We start from the raw sequence: 18,045 nt of genomic DNA, 5'->3' as shown, positions 1-18,045 counted from the left end.
TGCACAAGAGGCGAGCTGTGCTGGTCAATCCCTTGACAACGGTGAGAACCAGGGGCCGGGAGTGATCCCCGGGTCCGCATGCCACCGCTCACGAAGCAGGGGAAACCACCATGGACACGGGGCTGCCGTGACGCTGGGCCGCACCGCGACGTGCCCTCCTCCGATCGCGGCGCTGTCCGGCGTCCGTTGATCGGCGGACGCCCCCTGCTCGTGCGGCAGATCCTTCCCTCAACCGCCGTCGGGAAGGGCTGCCTGGATGGGGGTGATGGTGCCCGTCCTCACCAGGAAACCACGCCCGGGAGGGCCTCCGACCGTTCCTCGTGGCAGGCGGATCGAGAAGATGTCTCCGTCGGCCTGGCTCTGGACCGCGAGCAGCACGCCGGTACGCGACTTGCGCGTCTCGGCCACGAACCCGCGATATGCCACTGCCAGATCCCCGGTCGTGCCGGCGATCAGCAGCGCGTGATCCCCGTCCCGGCCTGACCGGAGCACCTCCTCCAGCGCCGTCCCCAACGGACCGTCCGCGTTGATCAACTCGGCATCGTCCACGAGGACGACGTACCGCTGCCGATCCGCGACCAACTCCGGCAGGGCGGTGGAGTCGCCGTCCAGCACGGCCAGCGCTCCCTCCAACTCCCTCAACGGGCTGCGTCTGGGGGCCACGGCGATGACGGGCGTGCCCTGGGCGATGAGCGAACGGGCGGCCGTCAGCAGGACGGACGAACGACCGGAGCGGGACGGGCCGGCGATCACCGCGCCGGGCCCGTGGAGCAGCAGGTCGGGACCGAGCGGCGCAAGGGTGTCACCACCCGCGCCGACCAGGGCCCACAGCGGGGACGGGGGTGCGAACGTCGAGTCCAGCGCGAGCGCCTGGGAAGCCGTGATGCGCATCGGGAGCGCGTCCACCCGCAACGGCGGCTCACCCTCCCAAGGCCACCCGCCCTGGTCGGCGGCCACGGACCGTCGGCCTCCCGACCCCGCCGTACGGGAGGCCGGTGGGATGGCGGCCGCGCGGGACAGAGATTGAAGGGCCGCGACCTGCGCCGGGCCGGCGGGGTCAGGGGAGAGCAGGGCGATGTGGTGCTCGACGATGCCGTGCTCGCCCATCGAGAGCGCCCGTCCTGGTGGCATCGACGAGGGCAGGCCCTTGAGCGGGAAGCCCGCCAGGCCGTAGTCGGCGGGGTCGGAGAGGCGCAGCAGCAGGCGGTCGTCGAAGACCGTCGAGACCTGGCCGAGGAGGCCGGAACGGTCGCTGGTGACCACCGCCCTCAGCCCGACCGCCGGGCCTTCGCGCAGCAGCTGGAGCACCGCCTCGATCAGGCGTCCGTAGTCGTAGCCCTCGAAGGCGGCGACGAAGCCCTCCCAGCGGTCCAGCATGAACACCAGCCAGGGGAGGCGATGGCCCGCCCGGCGATATTCGGCCAGGGAGGCATGCCCGGCCTCGGCCAGCAACTGCTGGCGGCGGCCCACCTCGGCCCGGAGGCGGGTGAGCAGCCGCTCCACCCGGTCGATCTGGTCGCGGGTCACCACGGCGCCGCAGTGCGGCATGGCCACCAGCGGCAGCAGCGCTCCCGAGCCGCAGTCGACCGCGTGGAGGTGGACGTCCCCAGGGGACGCGTACGCCGCGATGGACCCCGCGATCGTGCGCAGCGCCGTCGACCTGCCGCTGCGGGCCGCCCCCGCGATGAGCACGTGGCCGCCGTGGGCGAGATCGAGCGCCAGCGACCGCCGGTCCTGCGCCCACGGGCGATCGGTCAGGCCGTACGGCAGCGGCGCCACCTCTGCGAACTCCTCCGATGAGGGCTGATCCCACGATCTCGGCTCCGGGCCTACCCCGCCTCCCGCCGATGAGGGGTCTGCAGCGCGGGTGGGGCGGTGGCGCGGCGAGGCGGGGAACGCCCGGCGGGTGGTGTCGAGGGAGGGCTGCCCCGAGCCCTTCCCCGGGCCCTTCCCCGAGCCCTTCCCCGGGCTCTTCCCCGAGGTGGGGAGGGGGCCGTGCGCGGTGGCCGCAGCCGGAGACGGGGCGTCGAGTGACGGCTGCGGCGTTGTCGTGGCTGTGACAGGAGAGGGAAGATCCAGGACGAACAGGGTGGGAAGGGGTTCGAGCCAGGGGCTGGGCTGGACGGGCACGGCGGCCAGGCGGGTGGCCTCGATGAGGGCGTCGGCCACCAGGGTGAGGTCCGTGGAAGTCGAGTCCTCCTCCGGCTCCGGAGGCGGAGGCAGCGGCTTGCCCAGGGAACGCCAGGGCACCTCGAGCACCCTGAGGCGGGCGCTCGGCCCGGCGAGCGGGCTCACGGACGGCGGTGCCGGGCTGCGGCCTCCGACCCTGGCCGTCTGGACGGCGGTGGCCGCCCCGACGCCGGAACGGACGTAGCAGCGGCCGGGTGTCGACTTGGAGATGTGGGCGGCGTCGGGCAGGTCGATGACGTCGGCCGACTCGGCGGGCTCGGTCACCCGGAGGGCGATGCGCAATGACGTGTTGGCCTGGATGTCGGCCGTCACGACGCCCGCCGGGCGCTGGGTGGCCAGAATGAGATGGATGCCCAGGGAACGGCCCCTGCGGGCGATGTCCACCAGGCCCGTGACGAAGTCGGGCAACTCGGCCACGAGTGCGGCGAACTCGTCGATGATCAACACCAGGCGCGGCATCCCCGGCCCCGTGTAGTCCTCGATGTCCTTGGCCCCGGCCGACGCCAGCAGGCGCTCCCTGCGCCGGATCTCGGCCGCCAGCGAGTCGAGGGCGCGCTGGGTCAGGTGGCCGTCGAGGTCGCTGACCATGCCGACCGTGTGCGGCAGGCGTACGCACTCCTTGAAGGCGGCCCCGCCCTTGTAGTCGATGAGCACGAACGTGAGCTGGTCGGGCCGGTTGGCCACCGCCAGCGCGCAGATCAGCGTCTGCAGCAGCTCAGACTTGCCCGCGCCCGTGGTGCCCGCGATCAGGCCGTGCGGGCCGTCGAGCCGGAGGTCGACCGAGAACGGCCCGTCCGGGCCGACGCCGATCAGCGCCTCCGTGGAGCCACGGTCGCGCCACCGGGCGGCCAGCTCCCGGCCGGTCGGATCGGGCAGGCCCATCAGGTCGAGCAGCCGGGCCGCGTCGGGCAGGTTGCCCGACGGGTCGTCCCTGCTCACGTCGCGGATCGGGGACAGGGCCCTGGCCAGCCGATCGCACCAGCCGGGGGAGACGAGGTCGCCCAGGATCGGGCCGATGACGTCGAGCCCGCCGCCGCGCAGGCGGACGAGGCCGTCGGTGCCGCACGCGGCCACGGTCTGGCACTCCTCGGGCAGCAGCCGCTGGTCGTCGTCGATGGCGAGCGTGAACACCCCGGAACGCGGGCCCTGGCGCAGCACCTGCGGCATGTTGGGCAGGCCGCGCAGCACCTGGGCGCCGTCGAGGACCACCAGCACGTCGTAGGGGCGCACGTCGTACGACGAGAACGTGGGCTTCTCCGGGCCGCCGAGATCGTCCCAGCCGGTGGGGATCTTGCCGAGCTCGGGGATCGAGGTGTTCTGGCGCTCGTCGATGAGGGCGGCGAGCTCGGCGACGCGGCGGGCCGCCGACTCGGGGTCGGTGCCGACCAGCGCCACGCACTCCTCGCCGGCGCGCGGCGCGCAGTGCGGCAGCCAGCGCGTCCAGCCCCAGCGGTGCTCGCCGTCGGCGTGCGCGGACACGACCACGACGGCCAGGTCGCGCGGGCTGTGCAGCGTCGCCGCCTGCGCCACGAGCCAGCTCGCGAGGCTGATCGCCTCGGTGCGGGGGCCCGTGACGCCCGCCACGCCCAGCCTGCGCATGGGCAGCGCCACGGGCACCGACCGGCAGATCGGCGGATCGATGGGCCCGCCCTGCTCCTCCGACAGCTCCAGGTCGGCGGGCAGGTCGGCGAGGCCCACCCTGAGCCTGAGCGAGTCGGAGTCGTGGATGCGGCGCTCCCACAGCCGCCTGCGCGGCCCGGTGGCCGTGAGCAGCACCTGCGCCGGGTCGGGCGCGTCCGACCTGCGCGCCGCCTCGTCCGCCGCCCGCGCCCGCTCCACGGCCTCGTCGAACTCCCGCAGCCGCTCGGCGTGCTCCTTGACCGCCTTCCTGTGCTGCTTCTTGCCGTGGCGGCGATCGCTCCACCACTGGCCGATCATGATGACGGGGGTCATGAGGGCGACGAGCAGGTAGTACCACTGCTTCAGGGCGATCGCCAGCGTCAGCCCCAGCACGGCGGGCAGGAAGGCGGCGAGCAACTGGAGGCGCATGCCCTCGTTCCTGGACGGCTCCTTCGGCCTGACGAACGTCCGCTCCGGCTCCGGACGCCGCAGCCTGGGCGGCCGGTTGTAGGACACGCCTCCCTCGCTCCTGGGCGCCAGGTGCGCGTCCCTGGGCTCGATCGACGTCAGCACGAACACCGACGACCCGCAGGTCAGCACCGCTTGATCGGGCCATTCGGCACGCTCGGTGAGCGGCCGGCCGTCGAGCTCGGGAACCTCGCCGTAGCCGGCGGCCAGCTCGGCCGCCTCCCGCTCCGCGACCCTGGCCGTGAGCTCGGCGACCTCCTCCGCCCACCGGCCCTTCAGCTTGAGCTTGGGCGCCTCGTCGGGCTGCCGCCAGGCGCGCTCGACGGTGATCGCGTCAGGCGTCACGCGTACGGTCACCGCCTCCGGGGCGAGCGCGGGGTCGGCGGTGGAGATGGCGCACATCGGGTCGGAGCCGATGACGTGCACGCCCAGGCCCAGCCGGTGCACGGTGCCGGCCGCCGGGCCGCCCACCACGCGCACCTCGGCCACCCCACCGGGCTCCTCGACGACGGTGGCGCGGGCGTGGTCGGGGTCGAGGGTCACCCTGTCGCCGTCGCGCAGCGCCGCCACGGCCGGGGCACGGGGGTCCAGCGGGCGGCCGTCCCGCCACATCACCGGCACCGCCCCGGCCGGCGCCGGTTGGGTACCCCGATCGGACCCGCGGGGCCTCGCCGTACCGCCGGGCGCCTCAGGGCCGCGCGGCTCCGTCACGCGCCCGGCGATGCCGGGATCCGCCGCGCCGGTCCACTCCGGCGCAGACGGGTCGCGCGTGGCGCCGTGCCGCCCAGGCGCAGGTGGATTCGCCGTGCCGCCGGGCCATTCCGGCGCAGACGGGTCCGGCGCGGCGCCGTGCCGCCCACGCGCGGGTGGGTCTGTTGTGGCGCCGGGTCTGCGAGGGTGTGGCACGCGGGCACGGTGCACAGGCGCACCCGGTGCGCGGGTGTCCCGGTCCTCGGGCCCCGCCATCCCGTACGGCGCGCGTGCCCTGGGCAGGCGGACGACCTTCGCCAGCGGCCCGTGATTGCTGAGCGCCGCGCTCACCGCCGCCACCGTGGCGCCGTCGTCGCCGTCGATCACGACGTCACGGTCGCCCTGCCCGCCGAGCACGGTGAGCATGATCCGCATGATGCCGTCCCCTCGCTCGGACCTCGGGCGCCCAAAGGTAGCGCCCGAAGCGAGGCTAGGCCCGTCGGATGACGGCAATGGCATGGCTGGACGGATCTGTGGACAACGACGGCGGGTGCTCCAGCCGCCTGTGGACAACTCGGCCGCCGCAGAAGGCGATAAAGCCGTGAAGAAGCGTGAATGTTGGGTCTGATGTTAGAGAAGTTGCCGGTAGCCGGAAAAATCAGCAGCCGTCAACTTGATAGAAACAATAAGCATTGATTATTTCCGGTTGACACCCGGCCACCTGCGAAACAAGCATGGGTCCTCGCATTCCGCCCCCGCGTACCCGCCGAGCCCCACATAATGGCGGGAATTCCACGATTCAATCGGGAGCCCCCCACCCATGAGGACCAGTGAAAAGCCTGCCGTCAACGCGGCGGCGGGGTTGTCCGGCCCGGCCTCGCGCAAGCTCCCCGTGCCCCCCAGAGAGCGCAAGCCGGCCCTGGCCGCGCTCGCCGTCCTGCTCATTCTCGGCGGCGCGCTGGCCACCACCCTGCTCGTGCTGCGCAGCGGCGACCGCGTCTCCGCCATCCGCGTCACGCAGCAGGTCGGCGCGGGCCAGCGGTTCCCCGAGCAGGCGCTCGAAGAGGTCAAGATCGCCGCGGACAGCGGCGTCGACTACGTGAGCTGGTCGCAGCGCAAGCTGGTGACCGAGAGCTTCGCGGCCGTGACCGTCCTGCCCGGCACCCTGCTGACGAGCAAGATGGGCGTCAAGGTGAGCTCCGAGCTGGGCGAGGGGAAGGCGACCGTCGGCCTCGCCCTTAAACCGGGGCAAATGCCTGCGGGAGTGGCGCAGGGCGACCGCGTCCAGCTCATATTCGTGCCGAGCCGTTCGAGTCAGGGACAATCGCGCGTACTCGCGGAAAGCGCCCTCGTCTTCTCGGTCGGCGACAAGTCCCGGACGGGAAATTCCGGCCAAATCACTGTGGTGGTGGATGCGTCGGCATCGCCGGAAATAGTGGCGCTCGCCTCCAGCGGCGAGGTCGCCGTGGCCGAGCTACCGGGGGCACGCTGACGTGGCGCTGATCGTACTGGCCGCCGACAAGGGCGCGCCGGGTGTGACGACTGCGGCGACGGCCCTGGCGGCGGTGTGGCCGCGCCCCGTCCTGCTGGCCGAGTGCGACCCGGCGGGCGGCGATCTCGCCTACCGGCTCCCGGCCGCGGACGGCGGCGTGCTGAACACCGGCAAGGGCCTGCTCAGCCTCGGCGCCACGGCGCGGCGGGGGCTCGAGCCCGCCCAGCTCCACCAGCACACGCAGAAGATCGTCGGCGGGCTCGACGTTCTCGTCGGGCTGACCCACGGCGAGCAGGCCGCCGGGCTCACCTGGATGTGGGGCCCGCTCGGCAGGGCGCTGGCCGCCGTGCCGAACGCCGACGTGATCGCCGACTGCGGCCGTCTCGGCGCGCACCCGCAGCTCGACGACCTGATCGCCGAGGCCGAGCAGGTCGTGCTGCTCACCAGGGCCACCCTTGACCACGTCGCCCACCTGCGCGAACGCCTCCAGATCACCAAGGCCCACGGCGTCGCCGTGATCGCCGACCCGCGTAACTACCGAGGCTCCATCGACGACGTGCGCAGGATCGTCGGCCCGGCCGTCCAGTACGTCCACGGCCTCGCCCACGACCCCAAGGGCGCCGAGCTGCTGCGCGGCCAGTGGGGCGGACGCCTCGACCGCTCCCTCCTCATCCGTACGGCGAGAGACCTGGCGCAGAGGCTGGTGACGCAACGATGATCGACCACTCGCTGGTCAAGCGCTTCCGCCAGGAGGTCGGCGACCGCCTGGCCCACCAGCGCAGGCTCGACCAGGCCAACGGCCTGCCTCCCATGACGGGGGAGGACGAGCGCCAGTTCGCCCGCGCGCTGATCTCCCAGGTCCTGGAGGAGCACGCGCGCAGCGAGATCGGGCTCGGCCGTACCCCGCCCACCGTCGAGGAGGAGGAGGCGCTGGCGGCCGGCATCCACGCCGCGCTGTTCGGCGTGGGCAGGCTGCAGCCGCTGCTCGACGACCAGGACGTCGAGAACATCGACATCAACGGCTGCGACAGGGTCTTCGTCAGCTACGCGGACGGCCGCGAGGGCATGCACGACCCGGTCGCCGAGTCCGACGAGGAGCTGATCGAGCTCATCCAGATCCTGGCGGCGTACTCGGGCCTGTCGAGCAGGCCGTTCGACACCGCCAACCCGCAGCTCGACCTGCGCCTGCCCGACGGTTCGCGGCTGAGCGCCGTCATGGACGTCACCGTCAGGCCGGCGGTCTCGATCCGCCGCGCCCGCCTCGGCAAGGTCTTCCTATCCGACTTGGCGGGTAACGGCACGATAAGTCGGGACATAGGGAAGTTTCTTACGGCCGCCGTCGCCGCCCGCAAGAACATCATGATCGCCGGATCCACCAACGCCGGCAAGACCACCCTGCTGAGGGCCCTGGCCAACGAGATCCCGCCCAGCGAGCGCCTCATCACCGTCGAACGCGCCCTGGAGCTGGGCCTCGACCAGTTCCCCGAGCTCCACCCCAACGTCGTCGCCTTCGAGCAGCGCCTGCCCAACTCCGAGGGCCAGGGCGAGATCTCCATGGCCGAGCTGGTCAGGCGCTCCCTGCGCATGAACCCCAGCCGCGTCATCGTCGGCGAGGTCCTCGGCGACGAGATCGTCACCATGCTCAACGCGATGACCCAGGGCAACGACGGCTCCCTGTCGACCATCCACGCCAACTCCAGCATGGAGGTCTTCAACCGCATCTCCACGTACGCCCTGCAGGCCGCCGAACGCCTGCCCATCGACGCCACCCACATGCTCATCGCGGGAGCCATCGACTTCGTGGTCTTCATCGAGAAGCGCAACGACTACAACGTCGGCGGCTCCCTGCGCCGCTACGTCTCCAGCATCCGCGAGGTCAACGGCTGCGACGGCCGCGTGCTGTCGAGCGAGGTGTTCGTGCCGGGCCCCGACGGCACCGCCGTCCCGCACGCCCCGGTCTCCTGCCTGGAGGAGCTCATCGCCCACGGCTACACGCCCGGCGGGTGGTGAGAGATGACCTTCGATCCGTTCGCGATGCTGGCGGGAGCGCTCGCCGGCGGCGGCCTGTTCCTGTTCTTCATGGCCCTGTACGGCATGCGCCCACGCCCGCCCCAGCCCAAGCGCCACCTCATCAAGATGCTGACCACCCGTACCGCGACGGCCGCAGTGGCCGCCGGCCTGGTCATGATCATCACCGGCTGGCCGGTGCTGGCGGTGGGCACGGTGCTGCTCGTGTTCTCCTGGCGCGGCCTGTCGGGCGGCGCGGCCGAGGAGCGCGCCGCCATGCGCCGCCTCGAAGGGCTCGCCGCCTGGACCGAGTCCCTGCGCGACACGATCGCCGGCGCGGCCGGGCTCGAACAGGCCATCCCGTCGTCCATCCGGGCCGCCGCGCCCATGCTCCGGCCCCACCTGCGCGCCATGATCGACCGGCTGCACACCAGGATGGCGCTGCCCGAGGCGCTGGCGATGTTCGCCGACGAGCTCGACGATCCTTCGGCTGACCTCGTGGTGGCCGCGCTCATCCTCAACTCCCGGCTGCGCGGCCCCGGCCTGCGCGACGTGCTCGGCGCGCTGGCCGTCTCGGCCCGCGAGGAGCTCGACATGCGCCGCCGCGTCGAGGCCGAACGCCGCTCGACCAGGCGCAGCGTCCAGATCGTGGTGATCACCGCGCTGGTCTTCGCCGGGCTCCTCATCCTCTTCAACCCGTCGTACGTCGCCGAGTACGAGGACTTCCTCGGCCAGGCCGTGCTCGTGGTCGTCGCCGGCCTGTTCGGGGCCGGGTTCGCCTGGATGCGGCGGCTGGCCAGGTTCGACAAGCCGACGCGGCTGCTCATGGGGGGAGGTGGCCATGATTGAGGGCGCGCTGGGCGGAGCCGTACTCGGGCTCGGTCTGTTCGTGCTGCTGAGGGCGCTCTTCCCGGCCCGGCCGGGGCTGGTCGCGCGGCTGCTCGCGCTCGACGCCGTGCGCGAGGACGCGGGCGGTCCCCGCATCCAGCTCGTGCTGCCCGACGAGGAGGTCGGCGAGTTCCGCCGCGGCCTGGGCGTCCGCCTGGCCCGCCTGTACGCCGCCCGCGGCTGGGAGGTCCGGTCGGTCAAGGCGGACCTGGCGCTGACCGGCCGCTCGTTCGAGGCGTACCTCGCCGGCAAGGTGCTGCTGGCGGCCGGCGGCCTGCTGGCGTTCCCGCTGCTGCTCGGCTGGCTGGTGCTCATGGGGTGGGGCGCCTCGCTCGCCATCCCGTTCTGGGCCGCGGTGCTCGTCGCGCTCGTCTTCTTCTTCCTGCCCGACCTGCAGGTGAAGAAGGACGCGGCGGCCAAGCGGCGCGACTTCCGTCACGTGGTCGGGGCGTTCCTCGACCTCGTCTCCATGAACCTGGCCGGCGGCCGTGGCGTACCCGAGGCCCTGATGATGGCCGTCTCGGTGAGCGGCGAGCAGCCGAACTGGGCGATGAGCCGCATCCGCGACGCCCTGAGCGGGGCCAGGATCGTCGGCATCACACCGTGGCAGGCGCTCGGCCAGCTCGGCGAGGAGATCAACGTCGACGAGCTGCGCGACCTGTCCGCCGCGCTGGGCCTGGTGGCCGACGACGGTGCCAAGGTGCGCGCGTCGCTGACCGCGCGGGCCGCCACGCTGCGCCGCCGCGAGCTGGCGGAGATCGAGGGCAGGGCAGGCGAGCGCTCGCAGTCGATGCTCGTGGCCCAGCTCCTGCTCTGCGCCGGTTTCGTGATCTTTCTCAGTTTTCCCGCCGCTATGAAGATGTTGGGGTCCTGATGAACCATCCCTGGATCGTGTACCTCACCGCGTACCTGGGCGTGCGCATCCACCGCGCCCGCACCGCCCCCACCCGCGGGGCCTCCGCCGTCGAATGGGTGATCATCACCGCCATCATCGCCGGTGTCGCGCTCGGCCTGGCCACCCTCATCAAGACGCTCGTCGAGCAGAAGCAGAGTGAGATCGAAGGCACCTTCGGCGGCGGTGGCAACGCCGGTGACACCAACCCGTAGGCCGGGCGAGCGCGGCGCGACAGCGACGGTGGCCCGGAAGAGGGGGGAGCGCGGCGCGACGGTGATCGAGCTGGCCATCCTCATGCCGGTCATCCTGGCGGTCGTGCTGCTCATCGTGCAGGTGGCGCTCTGGTTCCACGCCCGGCAGGTCGCGGAGGCGGCCGCCCGGGAGGGCGCCAGGGTGGCCAGGGCGGCGCCGTTCGACTCGGGTGACTGGCCGGGCCAGGCCACCGCCAAGGCCACCGACATCGTCAAGGCCATCGGCCCGAAGCTGCTCCAGAGCGCTACGGCCACGACGTCCGAGAAGGAACCCGACGAGCGTTTCGTCACCGTGAGCGGCAGTGCCGTCCAGGTGATCCCGCTCCTGCCGGAGCTGACGTTCACGATCAGCGCCACGGCGGGCGGGCCCGTCGAGTGCTTCCGCCCCGACAACGGCGGCGAGGACTGCTCGTGAGGCGGCCCGAGAAGGAGACTGAGAAGGAGACCGAGAAGGGCTCCATGGCCGTGGAGACCGTGATGCTGGCCCCCGTCTTCCTGCTGTTCCTCATGTTCCTGGCCGGGGCGGGGGTGCTGGTGGAGTCGCAGGGCCGGGTCAACGGGGCGGCCAGGGACGCGGCCCGCGCCGCGTCGGTGCAGCGCACGCTGGACGACGCCGAGGCCGCCGCCGAGTCCATCGCCGAGGGCGTGCTCACCGGCCCCTGCGGGTCGCCGGCCGTCTCGCTGGACGGCTCGGAGTGGGAGCAGGGCGGCGAGGTCCAGGCCGAGGTGACCTGCGAGCTCGACCTCGGCTTCCTGGGCTTCGGCGGCTCCAAGCGGCTGACCGGCACGGCCGTGGTGCCGATCGAGCAGTTCAGGAGGGTCGAATGAGGGAGCGGGGGTCGATGTCGGTGTTCACCGTGCTCTTCTCCGTCGTCGTGTTCCTGCTGGCCGGGCTGCTCGTGGACGGCGGCGCGGCGATCAACGCCCGGCTGCGCGCCGCCGACGTGGCCGAGCAGGCCGCGCGGGCCGGGGCCGACGAGATCGACGTCGACCACCTGCGCGCGACGGGGGAGACCCGGCTGCTCGGCGAGGGCGAGGTGTGCGCCAGGGCGGACGAGATCGTCGCGGCTCAGGGCGGCGACGACGTCGCGCGCGGCGAGTGCGCCGCCGGCCAGGCCCAGGTGACCGTCACCGTGACGGTGCGGTGGGAGGCGTTCTTCCTGGGCGCGATCGGGTTCCCCGGCTCGGAGATGACCGGCCGGGCGGTCGCCGCTCCAGAAGCGAGATAGACCGAATCGCACCACTTGATGGATCGGCGTACGGACGAGGCACGACGCTGTATGGCGGAGGGGAGAGACGATGGCGACGCGAGAGCCCGCGCGTTCACACGGACGTCACGTGCCCGTGCGCGTCAAGGCCAGGCGCGGTCCCGGTGACGTGCTGGCCGGCATCGCGTCGCTGATCGTGCTGGTCGCGCTCGTGGGCGGCGTGCCGTACGCGCTGCTCACCTTCGTCGGCCCGCCGATCGCACCCGAACTGCTCGACCTCGACGTGCTCACCGGCCGCGTCGGCCCGAGCACGGTCGTCGCGGTGCTGGTGCTGCTGGTGTGGCTGGCCTGGTTCCAGCTGTTCCTGTGCGTGCTGGTCGAGGTGTACGCCGGGGTGCGCAGGGTCGGCATGCCCGCCCGCGTGCCGTTCTCGGGCGGGACGCAGGCCCTGGCCAACAAGCTCGTCGGCGCCGTGCTGCTGCTCTTCACGACGGGGGCGATGGTCGCGCCGCTGGTCAAGCTGGCGCCGCCGCCCGCGCCGCATCCCGTGACGGCGGTCGCGTACTCGGCGCCGGTCGTCGAGAAGGCGCCGGAGGCGCAGAAGACCAAGAAGGTGTACGTCGTGCAGCCCCCGCACGGGCGCCACCACGAGAGCCTGTGGGAGATCGCCGAGAAGTGCCTGGGCGACGGCCGCCGATATCCCGAGATTTACCGGCTTAACCAGGCGAAGGAGCAGCCGGACGGCACCCGCCTGCGCATGGCCGACCTGATCAGGCCCGGCTGGGTGCTGGACATGCCGGACGACGCCAAGCACACGAACGTCGTACCCGTCGGCCAGCCCCGCGAGGAGACGCTGCGCGAGCACCCCGGCAGGGTGCACCTGGACCCGCGCCTCGAACACGGCTCCAAGACCGACCGGATCGAGCAGCGGACCGACGCGAGACCCGAGGCAAGACGAGAGGCGAGGCACCGGCAGCCTGAGCAGCGGCAGAGCGATCAGGAACAGATCACCATCAGGGAGAGCCCATCGGGCGACCTGACCGACTACCTCGCCACGGCCTCGCTCGCCGCCGCCGGCCTGCTGCTGGTGCTGGCCAGGCGGCGGCGCGAGCAGCTGTGGCACCGGATGTTCGGCCGCCGGATCGTCCGGCCGCGCGACGACGCCGCCAAGGCCGAGGCGGCGCTCAGGCTGGGTGGCGACGCGCCGGGCGCCCGCATCCTCGACATCGGCCTGCGCCTGCTCGGCGCCGAGCTGGCCGCGCAGCACCGCACGCCGCCCACCGTGTACGGGGCGCACCTGTCGGCCCGCACGCTCGACCTGTGGATCCACCCGCCGGACGGCGACGCGCCCGCACCGTGGACGGCCCAGGACGGCGGCCAGGTCTGGCGGCTCCCCGCCCACGAGGGGCGTCTCCTCGAGGACCAGCCCGGCGGTGCGCCGTACCCCGGGCTCGTCTCCATCGGCACGGACGCCGGCGGGCGCGTGCTCATCGACCTGGAGGCCGCGCAGGGCCTGATCAACGTACGCGGCCCGCAGACCACCGCCGCGCTGGCCGCGCTCGCCGTCGAGCTGGCCACCAACCGCTGGTCCGACCGCATGCGCATCACCCTTGTCGGCTTCGGCGAGGAGCTGACCGTCATCGCCCCCGACCGGATCAAGGCCGTCGGCGGGCTGGCCGAGGTGCTGCCCGAGCTGGAGGCGAGCGCCGCCCCGCGCAGGGAGGTGCTGACCGGACGCATCACCGGCAGCCCCCGACACGCTCACTACCTGCTGTCGGCCGTGGCGCCCACGCACGAGGAGGCCCGGCGGCTGGCGCTGCTGGCCCGGCGCGACACCGCCGGATACGTCCTCGCGGGCGACGTGCCGCACGCCACCTGGACGCTGGAGATCGGCGACGACGGCCGCGCCAGGATCGCCGAGCTCGGCTTCGACGTCCAGGCCCAGCTCCTGCCCCGCCGCCACTACCAGGCCCTGATCGACCTCTTCCGCACGGCCGGCCGGCTCGACGGCGAGCCCGTCCCCGAGGCCGAGCCGCTGGAAGGGCTCCGGCACCCGCCCGCCGTCGAGATCAGGATCCTCGGCCCCATCGAGGTCACGGGCCTGCGCCCGCTGGAGGAAGGCCGCATGGCGCTGGCCACCGAGCTGCTGGTCTACCTCGCCACGCACCCCGGCGGCGTGCACCCCTCCGTACTGGGCGGGGTCCTCTGGCCGCGCGGCGTCCAGTCCATGGTCAGGGACGCCACGATCGCCAGGGTCGCCGAATGGCTCGGCCCCGAACACCTCCTCACCGACGAAGCCGGCCGCATCAGGCTCGGGCCGGAGGTGCGTACGGACTGGGCGCTGTTCCGCGAGCTCGTACGCCGCGCGCACGGCGACCCGCCCACCGGCGCCGCCCTCCTGGAGAAGGCGCTCGGCCTGGTCAGAGGCCCCCTGCTGACCGGCCGCCAGCCGGGCAGGTATGCCTGGCTGGCGGGCGAGGACCTGGAGTACGACGTGGCCGCCGCCGTGGCGGACGCGGCGCACCAGCTCGCCGAGCTCCGGCTTGCCCACGGCCGGCCGGACGCCGCGGTGGCGGCCGTACGCCAGGGCCTGCTGCTGGCGGCCGACGACGAGGGCCTCTGGCGCGACCTGCTACGGGCCACGCACGCGACCGAGGACACGGTACGGCTGCGCGCCGTCGTCGAGGGACTGACCCGCAGGGCGGCCTCACACCCGTACGGCGGCGGGATGGCCCCGGAGACCGAGGCGCTGATCGAGGAACTGCTGCCTACGTGGCGCATCCATGTGGTGAGGGAGTCATCGGCATGAGACGAGTCATCGTGCTCCTGGCGCTCGTGCTGGCGGGCTGTGGCCAGGCGGAGCGCGCGTACACGCCGGGCGGGGGCGCGGCCCGCCCACCCACGGCCGGCGCGACGGAGCCCGAGCCCATGGCGTCCGAACCCAGGCCGTCCGGGCCTGAGTCCGTCACGATCGGCGGCGGCAAGCTCCGGGTGAACATCGACTGGCCCGCCAAGCGTGACCCGCTCCTGGAGGTCATCACCGACTACTACCTCGCGTCCAGAAAGGCGCTCGTCTCCGGCAGCGATCGATACCTATCGGATCTGGACATTGAACTGTCGGCGGCCCCAGAAGTGTACGACTGGGTGCATAGATACACCGAACAGGAGAAGACGGTGAAAGGCACTGCCCGCCTCTACAACCTGCGCGTTGCCGCAGTCGTCGGCAAAGGCGCGCAGATCAACGCGTGTGTGGACGAGTCTGAGACGCGCTTGATCTCCACGCGTACCGGCAAGGCGGTCGTGCCGCAGCCCGACTGGGTGCGCACCCCGTACCTCCAGGCCGCGCTCGCGCACCGCGGTGACGACGGCGTGTGGCGGATCAGAGGGCTTCGTTACGACATGGAAGGCTGCCCAGGATGAACCGCCTGATCCCGATGGTCGTCGCGACCCTGACGATGTTCGGCTTCCCCGGCGACCAGCCGAACGGCAGGGGCTTCAAGGACGGCAACACCGTGGGTGTCGACCTGTTCAACTCCAAGATCATAATCTCGGGGAACGGCGCCAAGGGCGGCGAGGCGGATGGCTACGTGCTCAAACGTCCCTGCTGGTATGAGCCCGGTCTGGACGCGAGCGAGATGCTCAAGACACAGGAGGGGCTGCGGGATTACTGGTTCAGGTTTACCAAGAACCCGACCGAGGAGAAGTTCCAGCAGTTCCTCAAGCAGTTCAAGGACCAGGTCGGCAAGGACGGACGCTGGTGGGGTCCGGCCTACAACGCCGCCGATCCGAAGGGGGAGGCCTGCTTCGCCGGCCTGGACCCGTTCGTGTTCGTGCCGCCCGGCACCACGCCGCCGGCTGGGATCACCATTCAGGAGTTGGCGGAGATCGCCAGGGCGGCGCTGACCGTACCCGAGCCGACAGTCAAGCTGAATCCCGACGCCAAAAGTTATGTCAACCTACCGACCTGGGTGTGGGTGGAAGGTATCGGGGAGCCGCGCAGATCGGTGACCGCGACGATCCCCGGCGTCATGAGCGCCACCGTGGTAGCCACATTGCAGAAGATCGAGATCGACCCTGGCACGACCGCCGACCGGGCGGAGGTGCGTGAGGACGGTTGCGGGACGAGCGGGAAGCCGTACGTCGAGGGTGGCGAGTTCACCTGCGGCGTGCGCTACCTGCGTTCCTCCATCGACCAGCCGAGTGAGAAGTACATACTCACCGTCACCACCGTCTGGCCGGTGGAGGTGGCCGGAGACGTGGTGCCGGTCCAGTTCGCACCCGTACAGGTCGACACGACCAGAGATGTGCCGGTCGGGGAGATCCAGAGCAACGTCAAGCCCTGACCACCGCGACGAGCAGGGCCAGCTCGGGCAGCTCCGCCGCCTCGTCGAGCACCTCCTTCAGCACGGCGTCGTGCGTGGGGCGCGCCTGGCCGAGCAGCTCGAACCCGGCCTGCGTCACCTCCGAGTAGATCCCGCGCCGGTCGTCCTCGCACAGGTAGCGCCGGAGCAGGTCGCGCTTCTCCAGGCGCGTCACCAGCCGGGTGGTGGCGCTCTGGCTGAGCACGACGGCCCTGGCGAGCTGCTGCATGCGCATGTGCCAGCCGTCCTGCCTGGCCAGCGCGTCCAGCACGGTGTATTCGCTCACGCTCAGCTCGTGGTCCTTCTGGAGCGCCTTCTCCAGCCTGTCCTCGATCTTGGCGTGCAGTGCCGCGAGCGTGCGCCAGCCCTGGGCGCGCGCCTCCACGGCGTCATCGGCTAGGGGCACGTGACAGTCTCCTCGGCATGCTTGTATGGTCAGTTAGTCGGCGTGTGCAAATAATGTCTACGCTCACTAACGTCTCTTGAGGAGTATTGTATGCCTCTCGCCCTGTTCGCCCTCGCGATCAGCGCCTTCGGCATCGGGACCACCGAGTTCATCATCAACGGACTGCTGCCCGAGGTGGCGTCCGACTTCGGGGTGACGATCCCGGCCGCCGGGTTGCTCGTGTCCGGCTACGCCCTGGGCGTGGCGGTCGGCGGGCCGCCGCTGACCATGCTCGGCGGGCGGCTGTCGCGCAAGACGATGCTGCTGTCGTTGATGGTGCTGTTCATCGTGGGGAACGCGCTGTCGGCGCTGGCGCCCTCGTACGCGGTGCTGATGACCGGGCGGTTCCTGTCGGCCTTCGCGCACGGCGCGTACTTCGGCGTCGGCTCGGTGGTGGCTGCCGACCTGGTGGCGCCACGGAAGCGGGCCAGCGCCATCGCCCTGATGTTCACCGGCCTCACGCTCGCGAACGTCCTGGGCGTGCCCCTCGGCACCTGGATCGGTCAGGCGTACGGCTGGCGGGCCACGTTCTGGGTCGTGGTGGTGATCGGCGTGGCCGGGCTGGCGGGGGTGCTGGCGCTCGTGCCTCGCCGTCCGCGCCCCACCGGCGGCGTCCTGCGCGAACTGGCGACGTTCCGTACGGGCGGGGTCTGGCTGGCGCTGGCGATGACCGTCTTCGGCTTCGCCCCCGTCTTCGCCGTCATCACCTTCATCGCCCCCATCATGACCGGCGTGGGCGGCTTCTCGCCCGGGGCCGTGCCGGTGGTCATGGCCCTGTTCGGGGTGGGCCTGGTGGTGGGCAACCTCATCGGCGGCAGGCTCGCGGACCGCGCCGTCATGCCGAGCATCTACGGCTCGGTCGCCCTGCTCACGCTCCTGGCCGTGGCGGTCGCGCTGGTGTCGGGCGACCAGATGGCCTTCGTCATCGCCATCACGCTGTTCGGGGTGGCCGCCTTCGCCACCGTCCCGCCGCTGCAGACGCGGGTCCTGGACGCCGCCGCCGGCGCGCCGACGCTCGCCTCGGCGGCCAACATCGGCGCCTTCAACCTGGGCAACGCGATCGGCTCCTTCGCGGCGGGCCTCACCATCGACGCCGGCCTCGGCTACACGGCCCCCGCCTGGACGGCCGTCCTCCTGGGGCTGGTGGGCCTCGCGGTGGCGGGCGCCGCCGGCCTCCAGGCCCGCCGCCTCGCCCCCGCCTGACTGCTGCCAGGGGCGAGCACGGCATGCGCGCCCCTGCCGGGTCAGTCGAAGAGTTCGTCGGTGTTGTGAACGGTGAGAGATCGGGCGATCCAGGTTTCGAGGGTGGTCTCATCCGTGCAGGCGAGAATGCGATCCCGTGCTTCCTCGGGGACAGGGATGAGGCGCTGTTGCAGGACCATGAGGATGGCTCTCGTCTCGCCCATGGCTTTGCCGTAGTCGATCCAGCCACGCACCCACGGGTGCTTGATCTCATCCAGGACGGCCACTGCGTTCTCCCTGAACTTGGTGATGACGGACTCGGGCAGCAGCGCGAGCACCACAGCGAGA

16 protein-coding genes are annotated in these 18,045 nt (G+C 72.0%); 13 read left to right on the top strand and 3 right to left on the bottom strand.

Annotated elements, in window-relative coordinates; genetic code table 11:
• Positions 1 to 228: 228 nt before the first annotated feature.
• Complete coding sequence (locus tag FH608_RS04015; protein WP_394367649.1) at positions 229 to 5,394, bottom strand: FtsK/SpoIIIE domain-containing protein; 5,166 nt, start codon at positions 5,392 to 5,394, stop codon at positions 229 to 231.
• A 394-nt stretch (positions 5,395 to 5,788) separates the two neighbouring features.
• Here FH608_RS04015 and FH608_RS04010 point away from each other — a divergent pair, with 394 nt between their 5' ends.
• The 12 genes from FH608_RS04010 (at position 5,789) to FH608_RS03955 (ending at position 16,052) form a co-directional block, all read left to right on the top strand.
• Positions 5,789 to 6,460: a hypothetical protein gene (locus FH608_RS04010; RefSeq protein ID WP_139628384.1), complete on the top strand. Its 672-nt coding sequence runs from the start codon at positions 5,789 to 5,791 to the stop codon at positions 6,458 to 6,460.
• A gap of 1 nt (position 6,461) precedes the next feature.
• The gene (locus FH608_RS04005; RefSeq protein ID WP_139628383.1) at positions 6,462 to 7,178 is read left to right on the top strand and encodes a hypothetical protein; all 717 of its coding nucleotides are present in this window, start codon (positions 6,462 to 6,464) and stop codon (positions 7,176 to 7,178) included.
• Positions 7,175 to 8,470, top strand: a complete 1,296-nt coding sequence (locus FH608_RS04000; protein WP_139628382.1) for a CpaF family protein — start codon at positions 7,175 to 7,177, stop codon at positions 8,468 to 8,470. The genes FH608_RS04005 and FH608_RS04000 overlap by 4 nt, the downstream gene beginning before the upstream one ends.
• Before the next feature lie 3 nt (positions 8,471 to 8,473).
• The gene (locus FH608_RS03995; protein ID WP_139628381.1) at positions 8,474 to 9,316 is read left to right on the top strand and encodes a type II secretion system F family protein; all 843 of its coding nucleotides are present in this window, start codon (positions 8,474 to 8,476) and stop codon (positions 9,314 to 9,316) included.
• Positions 9,309 to 10,229 (top strand): type II secretion system F family protein, encoded by a 921-nt coding sequence (locus tag FH608_RS03990; protein WP_139628380.1) that lies wholly within the window; start codon positions 9,309 to 9,311, stop codon positions 10,227 to 10,229. Before FH608_RS03995 ends, FH608_RS03990 begins: the two co-directional genes overlap by 8 nt.
• Positions 10,229 to 10,462, top strand: coding sequence for a hypothetical protein (locus FH608_RS03985; RefSeq protein WP_139628379.1), 234 nt, complete (start codon positions 10,229 to 10,231; stop codon positions 10,460 to 10,462). Before FH608_RS03990 ends, FH608_RS03985 begins: the two co-directional genes overlap by 1 nt.
• A 28-nt stretch (positions 10,463 to 10,490) precedes the next feature.
• Positions 10,491 to 10,916 carry a TadE/TadG family type IV pilus assembly protein gene (locus FH608_RS03980; RefSeq protein ID WP_226898930.1) on the top strand — a complete coding sequence of 142 codons (426 nt, stop codon included), beginning with the start codon at positions 10,491 to 10,493 and terminating at the stop codon, positions 10,914 to 10,916.
• Complete coding sequence (locus FH608_RS03975) at positions 10,913 to 11,329, top strand: TadE/TadG family type IV pilus assembly protein (RefSeq protein WP_139628378.1); 417 nt, start codon at positions 10,913 to 10,915, stop codon at positions 11,327 to 11,329. The genes FH608_RS03980 and FH608_RS03975 overlap by 4 nt, the downstream gene beginning before the upstream one ends.
• Entirely contained in the window at positions 11,326 to 11,730 is a 405-nt protein-coding gene (locus FH608_RS03970) for a TadE/TadG family type IV pilus assembly protein (RefSeq protein ID WP_226898929.1), read from the top strand. Before FH608_RS03975 ends, FH608_RS03970 begins: the two co-directional genes overlap by 4 nt.
• 109 nt (positions 11,731 to 11,839) lie before the next feature.
• Entirely contained in the window at positions 11,840 to 14,518 is a 2,679-nt protein-coding gene (locus tag FH608_RS03965) for a BTAD domain-containing putative transcriptional regulator (protein WP_226898927.1), read from the top strand.
• Complete coding sequence (locus tag FH608_RS03960) at positions 14,515 to 15,129, top strand: lipoprotein (protein ID WP_139628377.1); 615 nt, start codon at positions 14,515 to 14,517, stop codon at positions 15,127 to 15,129. The genes FH608_RS03965 and FH608_RS03960 overlap by 4 nt, the downstream gene beginning before the upstream one ends.
• Entirely contained in the window at positions 15,126 to 16,052 is a 927-nt protein-coding gene (locus FH608_RS03955; protein WP_226898926.1) for a hypothetical protein, read from the top strand. The genes FH608_RS03960 and FH608_RS03955 overlap by 4 nt, the downstream gene beginning before the upstream one ends.
• Here the strand turns inward: FH608_RS03955 and FH608_RS03950 are convergent.
• On the bottom strand, positions 16,042 to 16,476 hold the full coding sequence (locus FH608_RS03950; protein WP_139628376.1) for a MarR family winged helix-turn-helix transcriptional regulator: 435 nt from the start codon (positions 16,474 to 16,476) through the stop codon (positions 16,042 to 16,044). The genes FH608_RS03955 and FH608_RS03950 overlap by 11 nt on opposite strands.
• Before the next feature lie 90 nt (positions 16,477 to 16,566).
• Here FH608_RS03950 and FH608_RS03945 point away from each other — a divergent pair, with 90 nt between their 5' ends.
• Positions 16,567 to 17,718 (top strand): MFS transporter, encoded by a 1,152-nt coding sequence (locus tag FH608_RS03945; protein WP_139628375.1) that lies wholly within the window; start codon positions 16,567 to 16,569, stop codon positions 17,716 to 17,718.
• 41 nt (positions 17,719 to 17,759) lie between these two features.
• Here FH608_RS03945 and FH608_RS03940 read toward each other — a convergent pair whose 3' ends face one another.
• The gene (locus FH608_RS03940) at positions 17,760 to 18,035 is read right to left on the bottom strand and encodes a hypothetical protein (protein WP_226898924.1); all 276 of its coding nucleotides are present in this window, start codon (positions 18,033 to 18,035) and stop codon (positions 17,760 to 17,762) included.
• Positions 18,036 to 18,045 lie beyond the last annotated feature (10 nt).

This window comes from Nonomuraea phyllanthi, from assembly GCF_006334985.2.
Taxonomy (GTDB): domain Bacteria; phylum Actinomycetota; class Actinomycetes; order Streptosporangiales; family Streptosporangiaceae; genus Nonomuraea; species Nonomuraea phyllanthi.
The sequence above is the reverse complement of the archived record's forward strand: the minus strand, read 5'-3'. Positions and strand labels throughout refer to the sequence as shown.